This is a genomic window from Mesorhizobium sp. M0768, assembly GCF_040320195.1.
Taxonomy (GTDB): domain Bacteria; phylum Pseudomonadota; class Alphaproteobacteria; order Rhizobiales; family Rhizobiaceae; genus Mesorhizobium.
Genome location: NZ_JAMYPD010000022.1, coordinates 105,486 through 113,167, shown reverse-complemented (window position 1 = coordinate 113,167; position 7,682 = coordinate 105,486). Strand labels below are relative to the sequence as shown.

8 protein-coding genes are annotated in these 7,682 nt (G+C 62.8%); 4 read left to right on the top strand and 4 right to left on the bottom strand.

Translation table 11 applies throughout. The features are described 5' to 3' along the window. Nucleotides 1-388 precede the first annotated feature (388 nt). Nucleotides 389-952: a TetR/AcrR family transcriptional regulator gene (locus NKI08_RS24555; RefSeq protein ID WP_352772813.1), complete on the bottom strand. Its 564-nt coding sequence runs from the start codon at nucleotides 950-952 to the stop codon at nucleotides 389-391. A gap of 110 nt (nucleotides 953-1,062) precedes the next feature. On the opposite strand from NKI08_RS24555, the gene NKI08_RS24550 reads away from it, so the two are divergent. Together NKI08_RS24550 and NKI08_RS24545 are read left to right on the top strand one after the other, a co-directional pair. Beyond that, nucleotides 1,063-1,851, top strand: coding sequence for an SDR family NAD(P)-dependent oxidoreductase (locus NKI08_RS24550; protein WP_352501562.1), 789 nt, complete (start codon nucleotides 1,063-1,065; stop codon nucleotides 1,849-1,851). A 58-nt stretch (nucleotides 1,852-1,909) separates the two neighbouring features. Then, nucleotides 1,910-3,004, top strand: a complete 1,095-nt coding sequence (locus tag NKI08_RS24545) for an alkene reductase (RefSeq protein ID WP_352772810.1) — start codon at nucleotides 1,910-1,912, stop codon at nucleotides 3,002-3,004. A 555-nt stretch (nucleotides 3,005-3,559) separates the two neighbouring features. On the opposite strand, the gene tyrS is transcribed toward NKI08_RS24545, so the two are convergent. Further along, entirely contained in the window at nucleotides 3,560-4,813 is a 1,254-nt protein-coding gene (gene tyrS, locus NKI08_RS24540) for a tyrosine--tRNA ligase (protein ID WP_352772807.1), read from the bottom strand. A 388-nt stretch (nucleotides 4,814-5,201) separates the two neighbouring features. Between tyrS and NKI08_RS24535 the strand changes: the two genes are divergently transcribed. Together NKI08_RS24535 and NKI08_RS24530 are read left to right on the top strand one after the other, a co-directional pair. Further along, nucleotides 5,202-5,930, top strand: coding sequence for a glycosyltransferase family 2 protein (locus NKI08_RS24535; RefSeq protein ID WP_352474713.1), 729 nt, complete (start codon nucleotides 5,202-5,204; stop codon nucleotides 5,928-5,930). Further along, on the top strand, nucleotides 5,923-6,255 hold the full coding sequence (locus NKI08_RS24530) for a lipid-A-disaccharide synthase N-terminal domain-containing protein (RefSeq protein ID WP_023674681.1): 333 nt from the start codon (nucleotides 5,923-5,925) through the stop codon (nucleotides 6,253-6,255). Before NKI08_RS24535 ends, NKI08_RS24530 begins: the two co-directional genes overlap by 8 nt. 42 nt (nucleotides 6,256-6,297) lie before the next feature. Here NKI08_RS24530 and NKI08_RS24525 read toward each other — a convergent pair whose 3' ends face one another. Both NKI08_RS24525 and NKI08_RS24520 read right to left on the bottom strand, forming a co-directional pair. Next, nucleotides 6,298-6,948: an FMN-binding negative transcriptional regulator gene (locus NKI08_RS24525; protein WP_352772804.1), complete on the bottom strand. Its 651-nt coding sequence runs from the start codon at nucleotides 6,946-6,948 to the stop codon at nucleotides 6,298-6,300. Between the two features lie 6 nt (nucleotides 6,949-6,954). Continuing rightward, on the bottom strand, nucleotides 6,955-7,629 hold the full coding sequence (locus tag NKI08_RS24520) for an alpha/beta hydrolase (protein ID WP_023674683.1): 675 nt from the start codon (nucleotides 7,627-7,629) through the stop codon (nucleotides 6,955-6,957). Nucleotides 7,630-7,682: the final 53 nt, after the last annotated feature.

Sequence of the window (7,682 nt, the reverse complement as noted above, 5' to 3'; positions counted from 1 at the left end):
ACACAAATCCCCATAGCTCACCGCCTGCGGCCCGCGGGTTCCTGCATCAGAGACTTTCGTACGCCTGACGGCACCCGAAACCCTTCAGCAATGTCGGCCGTTAAAGTTAGTTGTGCCACCGCCTTACAGCGGACATCACCGGCGATCGCGCTTGAGGACGTAGTTGCGCCAGGAGCGGTCATTCGATGTTCTGCCGTTGAACGGCTTCATTCGCCAGTTTAGCGGAAATTGGGCGACAGCATGGTTGCCTCAACAGGGAAGTTCGAAACCCTCTTGGTCCGCGGATCCCGCTGATTGCACGCTGCCGTGCGATATTCTGCAAGATAGCCACCCAACCAACGCCGATAGCCGCATTGCTTTCGACAAGAGCACTCCTGCCGCAGACCACCTAGCTGGCAGACACTTGGCTGATCCCGGCATCGACCCAGGCACGCGTCTGCTCAAGCACTTCATCCGAGAGCGCGGGATCGTCGATCGCCCGGGCGAGGATTACTGCCCCCACCATCGCTGCCCAGCTTCCAATCGCCGTGCGGCGTCTGTCTGCCGGATCCAACTCCGGGAGCGCCTTGCCGATACGGTCGATCTGCGATCGTAGGCCTTCCGTCATGGCCGAGCGTGCAGCCGGGGTCTGATGGCGGATGGCTGCGGCAAGGCCCGCCGTCGGGCAACCGCCGGCGCAGTTGTCGCGATGCCGGGGCGAAAGATAGGAACCTACATAAGCGCGAAGATCGCCCCCTCCGCCTGAGTCCGCGGCGAGGACGTGGGCAAGGGTCTGCGCGATCAGGTCGTCCTTCGAACTGAAATGGCCATAGAAGCCGCCATGGGTGAGCCCGGCGCCCTTCATCACTTCCGCCACGCTGACCGCGTCGAACCCCTTCTCGCGAAACAGCCGGCTGGCCGCATCCAATATCCGGTGACGGTTCTCCGCCATCTGCTCTCGACTGACCTTCATTTCAAAATTCTCCGTCGGCCCCGTTGACATTTACATGATGCCCATCATATTTAGCCGCAATCATGATGATCGTCATGAATATAGGTTCCATCAGAGAAAAGAGCAATGCCATGACCACCATTCCATCAGTCCTCATCACCGGCGCCTCCACGGGCATCGGAGCTTCCTATGCCGAACGGTTCGCCCGCCGCGGACACGACCTCGTGCTGGTTGCCCGTGACGTGGCACGAATGGAGGCACTGGGAGCCCGGCTCCGTCAGGAAACTGGCGTTGCGATCGATATCATCCAGGCTGATCTTACGCAGCCTGCCGAGCTTGCAACGGTAGAGACGAGGCTGCGCGATGACGCCCGCATCGGGATTCTCGTCAACAATGCCGGAACAGCCATCGGCGGAAGCTTCATCGAGCAGAGTACCAATGACGTCGCCCGGCTCGTTGCGCTCAACACGACCGCGCTTCTGCGACTTGCCAGCGCCATCGCCCCGCGTCTTGCGAAAGCTGGCGAAGGGTCGATCGTCAACATCGGCTCCGTGGTCGGGCTGGCGCCGGAGTTCGGGATGACGGTTTACGGCGCAACCAAAGCCTTCGTGCTGTTTCTGTCGCAGGGGCTCAGCCTCGAGCTCGCGCCGAAGGGTGTCTACGTCCAGGCCGTGCTGCCCGCCACGACGCGTACGGAGATCTGGGGCCACGTCGGCGCCGACATCAACACGCTCTCCAACGTGATGGAGGTGGACGATCTGGTTGATGCGGCGCTGGTCGGCTTCGACCGCCGCGAACCGGTGACCATCCCGCCGCTTCCCGATGCCGGGCAGTGGGATGCGCTTCAGGCCGCGCGCCAGGCCATGCTTCCGAACTATCGGAACGAACATCCCGCCGAGCGGTACCGCAAGGTCGCCTGAGCACCAACGAATCCATTTGATAACGACCTCGTCGCGGCGGGGACAAACAAGGTGACCTATGACCAACAAAGCACTTTTTGAGCCTTATTCTCTCGGCTCGCTGACGCTCTCCAATCGTATCGTCATGGCGCCCCTCACGCGCAATCGCGCTGGCCCGGGCTTCGTTCCGGGCGATCTTGCCGCCGAGTATTACGGCCAGCGGGCCTCCGCCGGCCTGCTGATCTCCGAGGCCACGCAGATCTCGCGGCAGGGACAAGGTTACCAGGACACGCCCGGCATCTATTCTCAGGCTCAGATCGACGGCTGGCGAAAGGTCACGACCGCGGTGCACGCCAAGGACGCGCGGATTTTCCTGCAGCTCTGGCACGTCGGCCGCGTCTCGCACGTCGATCTGCAGGAGAACGGCGCCGCGCCCGTCGCGCCCTCGGCAATCCGGGCCGCGACCAAGACGTTCGTGAACAACGGCTTTGTCGAGGTTTCGGAGCCCCGCGCGCTGGCGCTCGACGAGCTTGCGGGGATCGTCAACGATTTCCGGCAAGCAGCCGCGAACGCCATTGAGGCCGGCTTCGATGGCATCGAGATTCATGGCGCCAACGGCTATCTGCTGGACCAGTTCGCCAAGGACGGTGCCAATGTCCGCACGGATGCTTATGGCGGATCGGTTGAGAACCGCGCCCGGCTGATGCTGGAGGTTGCGACTGCGGTGGTCGAGGAGATCGGCGCAGAGCGCACCGGCATCCGGATTTCGCCCGTCTCGCCCGCCAACGGCGTCTCGAGCAGCGCCCCCCAGGCGCAGTTCGACTATATCGTCGATCAACTCGATGCTTTGGGCATCGTCTATATCCATGTCGTCGAGGGCGCCACGGGCGGATCGCGCGATGTCGCGCCGTTCGACTTCGGATCGCTCCGCCGCCGCTTCAACAATACCTATATCGCCAATAACGGCTATGACCTCAACCTCGCGGCGTCGCGGCTCGCCGAGGGCAAGGCGGACCTCTTCGCCTTCGGGCGCCCGTTCATCGCCAATCCCGACCTTGTGGAACGGCTGAAGACGCGCACGCCGCTGACGGAGTTCAACTCGGCGACGCTCTATGGCGGCGGCTCCGCTGGCTATACCGACTATCCCGCGATCGCCGCCTCAAGCCGCCCATGAGCTATCGGAGGGCGGCGCCAGCGAGGCAGCCATCCCACGTGACAGCAGCGCCTCAGGGCATCTCTCTGGCGTTCCGCTCGAACTGGTGTCCAAACCCAGGGATTCAGGAGGGCCATGGAGGGCTATAGCATAGACGTTAGCTCCTCTGGTCCGCCCAGGACCAGCCAGGCGAGATTCGTAGCACGTCGTACGTTCGCTTTACCGGCGCAAGCGGACCCGTTCACCGTGATTTCGACTGTCGTGAATGGATCAGATCGCGTCGATGCATGGGGGCGCTTGAACGTCCGCTTCTCACATTCCAAGCCTCCAAGCCTCCAAGCCTCCAAGCCTCCAAGCCGCAAGTCCGCTTCCGTGCCTCGAACAAGACGTTCATCGAAGCGCCGCAGAACGTCCGCTATTTGCGCTACCTGCTCGATCCGATCGATGAGACGAATGGCACCTCGGCCATTCTCGGGAGCTAGCTGATTAACCTCGGCGGTGATTCCGAACCGAAGGTAAGCGCCGCAAGATGAAACCGGTTTCGGAAAAGATCTAACAGGAAGTACCGGGCCCTGGTCAGACCGGCCGCACCAGAACGTGTTTCTTCTTGCCGAGCGACAGTTTCGCGACGTTTCCCGGGCCAAGGTCCTGCAGCGTCACCATCCTGCGATCGTCGGAAACTGGCTGGTCGTTGAGGCGCACGGCGCCGCCCTGGATATGCCGCCGTGCCTCGCCGTTGGACCCGGCCAGCCCGGCGGTGACGAACAGCGACAATATGCCGACGCCGGCTTCAAGATCGGCCCTGCCCACCTCGACGGTTGGCAGTGTTTCGGCGAGCGCCCCTTCTTCGAACGTCTTACGCGCCGTTTCGCTGGCCTCCTCCGCCGCCTCGCGGCCATGCAGCATGGCGGTGATTTCGGTGGCGAGGATCTTCTTGGCTTCGTTGATCTCCGAGCCGCCGAGCCGTTCGAGGCGTCCGACCTCGGCGAGTGGCAGGGTCGTGTAGAGCTTCAGGAAACGGCCGACATCGGCATCCTCGGTGTTGCGCCAGTATTGCCAGAACTCGTACGGGCTCAGCATCTCCGCATCGAGCCAGACCGCGCCCGAGGCCGACTTGCCCATCTTGGCGCCGGACGAGGTGGTGAGCAGCGGCGTCGTCAGCGCATAAAGCTGCGCGCCTTCCATGCGATGGCCGAGATCGATGCCGTTGACAATGTTGCCCCACTGGTCGGAGCCGCCCATCTGCAACCGGCAGCCGAGGCGCTTGTAGAGCTCGACGAAGTCGTAGGCCTGCAGGATCATGTAGTTGAATTCGAGGAACGACAGCGACTGCTCGCGCTCCAGCCGGAGCTTGACCGAATCGAAGGCCAGCATGCGGTTAACCGAAAAATGCCGGCCGACATCGCGCAGGAAATTGACGTAGTTGATGTCCATCAGCCAGTCGGCATTGTTGATCATGACGGCGTCGTTGGGGCCGCCGCCAAATTTGAGGTAGGGCGTGAAGTTGCGGCGGATGCCGGCGAGATTGTCCTCAATATCCTGCGGCGTCAAAAGCTTGCGCGCCTCGTCCTTGAACGACGGATCGCCGATCATCGAGGTGCCGCCGCCCATCAGCGCGATCGGCCGGTGGCCGGTCTGCTGCAGCCAGTAAAGCATCATGATCTGGATCAGCGACCCGGCATGCAGGCTCCTGGCGGTGGCGTCGAAGCCGATATAGGCGCTCACCGTTTCCGTGGCGAAAAGCTGGTCGAGGCCGGCATCGTCCGAGGTCTGGTGGATGAAACCGCGCTCGCTCATCGTGCGCAGGAAATCGGATTTGAAGGCGGACATTTTCTTTCCCGAAAAGCTTCCGGCCGAACGCGGCTCGGCTATGCATGAAGGCGGGCGTTTAGCACTCAAGCGCGATCAGCAAAAGTGGAATCCGGTTTTTGCGACACCCTCTTGCCTTCTCCCCTTGTGGGAGAAGGTGGATTGGCGCGCAGCGCCGAGACGGTTGAGGGGTGTTGGACGGAGTGCCGTCGTTGCCAAGCTGGAACACCCCTCATCCGACCGCGCTTCGCGCGGCCACCTTCTCCCACAAGGGGAGAAGGGAGAACCCCAAGCGTGCGGCCTGCTTGCGTCATTGTTTCGGCTGGCGTAATGAGGCGCCGCGCCAGCGGGGCTCTTCCACTGGACCGCGCGGCATCGATCGAATGCCATATCCTGTGACAGAGTCGAGATGCCGGAGATATCCATCGTCATTCCTTGCCGGAACGAGGCGGCGAACCTGCCGCTTCTGCTCGACGAGATCGGCACTGCCATGGCCGGGCGGGACTTCGAGGTCATTGTCGTCGACGACGGCTCGACGGACGATACGCCTTCGGTGCTTGCCGCAGAGGCAGCGCTTCGCCGGTTTCCGCTGCGCCATCTCAGGCATGAAAAATCCGCCGGACAGTCGCTCTCGGTGCGCTCGGGCGCCTGGGCGGCGCGCGGCGATATCGTCGCCACCATCGATGGCGACGGTCAGAACGACCCCGGCTACATCCCGGTGTTGATCGACGCGCTGCGGCAGGCTGGTCCCGAAGTCGGGGCCGCGCAGGGACAGCGTCTGAAGCGCCGCGACAGCAAGATCAAGCAACTGGCGTCGCGTTTCGCCAACGGGCTGAGAAAAGCCATCCTGCACGACGAGACGCGGGATACCGGCTGCGGCCTCAAGGCGATCTACACCGACATTTTGCGGAAATTGCCGTTCTTCGACGGCACCCACCGCTTTGTTCCGGCGCTGGTCATCCAGGAGGGCTACCGCGTCGTCCATTGCGATGTCGTCGACCGCTCCCGCCGTCACGGCAAATCGAATTACGGCATCTTCGATCGCGGCCTGCAGGGCGTGCTCGATCTTGCCGGCGTCTGGTGGCTGCGCCGCAGGCGCCGCAGAATGCCCAAAGTAGAGGAAATCAGGCATGGGTAACGTGCTTCAGGAATTGGCGACCTGGCTTCACGATGTTTTCGTCAAGCAATTCGATGCCTGGGTTCTGCTCGGCTTCGTCGCCCAGTTCTTCTTCACCATGCGCTTTCTGGTGCAGTGGGTGGCGTCGGAAAAGGCCAAGCGCAGCGTCGTGCCGATCGCCTTCTGGTTCTTTTCGCTGTTCGGCGGCGGCCTGCTGCTGATCTACGCCATCCAGCGTCAGGATCCGGTGTTCATCGCCGGCCAGGCCATGGGCCTGTTGATCTACATCCGCAATCTCTGGCTGATCGCCAACGAGCGCAAGGCGGCGATGACCAAGGTCGATTGAGCCCGCCACCGCGGCCTGAACCGGTCGAGCAAGCAATCCGGATTACTTGCCGTCCAGCCCGCCGTAAGACCTTACCAGCCGGACCATGTCGGCCGAATCGGCAGTCTCGCTCTCGAGCCCCTCGGCGACACCGACGCGGTCGGCGGCCGGGCGGTTCTGGCTGACTTTCCATTTGCCGCTGATTTCGGTGATTTCGATCTCCAGGCCGACGATGCCTTTGATCTGCGACTGGATGAAGGGTGCCGGCGCGTCGGTCACCGCCCACGGCGCCGAGCGGCTGCCCTCCTGCGACATCGTCAGATCGGAAATCTGCTCGGCCAGCCAATCCTGGTCTTCGATCACCGCGACGCTGCCGCGCACCTGGACGATGGCGTAGTTCCAAGTCGGTACCACCTTGCCGGTTTCACGCTTGGTCTCGTACCAGGACGGCGTCACGTAGGCATCGGCGCCCTGGAAGACGACCAGCACCGGCGCCGGGGGATTGTCGGCCAAAAGCCGCCATTGCGGATTGGCTTTGGCCAAATGGGCGCGCAGCCTGCCGTTCGGTGGCACATCCGCGTCTAGAAGAAAGGGAATCGCGTTGGCGACCGGCCCCTCGACGCCGTTCGACACCAGCAGGCCAAGCGGATGCGCCCGGACCAGCCCGTGCAGGACGTCCGGCCGTGTTTCCTGGAAGTGAGGCGGTTGGTACATCGCCGATTATCTCAGCCGCTTCGGCCGTGGGTCGGACAGTTCCCCGGCCAGCCGGCGATCGAGGTAGTCCGCGCATTCCTCGATCAGAAGCTCAGCATGGTTGGCAAAGAAATGGTTGGCGCCGGGCAGGGTCTTCTGGGTGATGGTAATGCCCTTTTGCGTGTGCAGCTTGTCGACCAGGCCCTGCACGTCCTTGGGCGGCGCGACCTTGTCGGCGTCGCCGTGGATGATCAGGCCGGACGACGGGCATGGCGCCAGGAACGAGAAATCATAGGTATTGGGCTGCGGCGCGACCGAGATGAAGCCCTCGATCTCCGGCCGGCGCATCAGAAGCTGCATGCCGATCCACGAGCCGAACGAATAGCCGGCAACCCAGCAGCTCTTGGAATCCGGATGCAGCGACTGCACCCAGTCGAGCGCCGCGGCGGCGTCGGACAATTCGCCGGTGCCGTGGTCGAACTCGCCCTGGCTGCGGCCGATGCCGCGGAAATTGAAGCGCAGCGTGGTGAAATTGCGCTTCTGGAACATGTAGAAGAGGTCATAGACGATCTTGTTGTTCATCGTCCCGCCGAACTGGGGGTGCGGGTGCAGGACGATGGCAATCGGCGCGCTCTTTTCCTTCGAGGGCTGATAGCGACCCTCCAGACGGCCGGCCGGACCGGTGAAAATGACCTCAGGCATGAAATACTCCACTTGGCATAAATTGCGCGGCGCCCGGAACAACTTTTCCTCTG

What these genes read in the sequence shown, in the direction of transcription:
- NKI08_RS24550 (WP_352501562.1), top strand. Translation starts at nt 1,063, where the DNA reads ATGACCACCATTCCATCAGTCCTCATCACCGGCGCCTCCACGGGCATC.
- NKI08_RS24545 (WP_352772810.1), top strand. Translation starts at nt 1,910, where the DNA reads ATGACCAACAAAGCACTTTTTGAGCCTTATTCTCTCGGCTCGCTGACG.
- NKI08_RS24555 (WP_352772813.1), bottom strand. Translation starts at nt 952, where the DNA reads ATGAAGGTCAGTCGAGAGCAGATGGCGGAGAACCGTCACCGGATATTG.
- NKI08_RS24520 (WP_023674683.1), bottom strand. Translation starts at nt 7,629, where the DNA reads ATGCCTGAGGTCATTTTCACCGGTCCGGCCGGCCGTCTGGAGGGTCGC.
- tyrS (WP_352772807.1), bottom strand. Translation starts at nt 4,813, where the DNA reads ATGTCCGCCTTCAAATCCGATTTCCTGCGCACGATGAGCGAGCGCGGT.
- NKI08_RS24525 (WP_352772804.1), bottom strand. Translation starts at nt 6,948, where the DNA reads ATGTACCAACCGCCTCACTTCCAGGAAACACGGCCGGACGTCCTGCAC.
- NKI08_RS24530 (WP_023674681.1), top strand. Translation starts at nt 5,923, where the DNA reads ATGGGTAACGTGCTTCAGGAATTGGCGACCTGGCTTCACGATGTTTTC.
- NKI08_RS24535 (WP_352474713.1), top strand. Translation starts at nt 5,202, where the DNA reads ATGCCGGAGATATCCATCGTCATTCCTTGCCGGAACGAGGCGGCGAAC.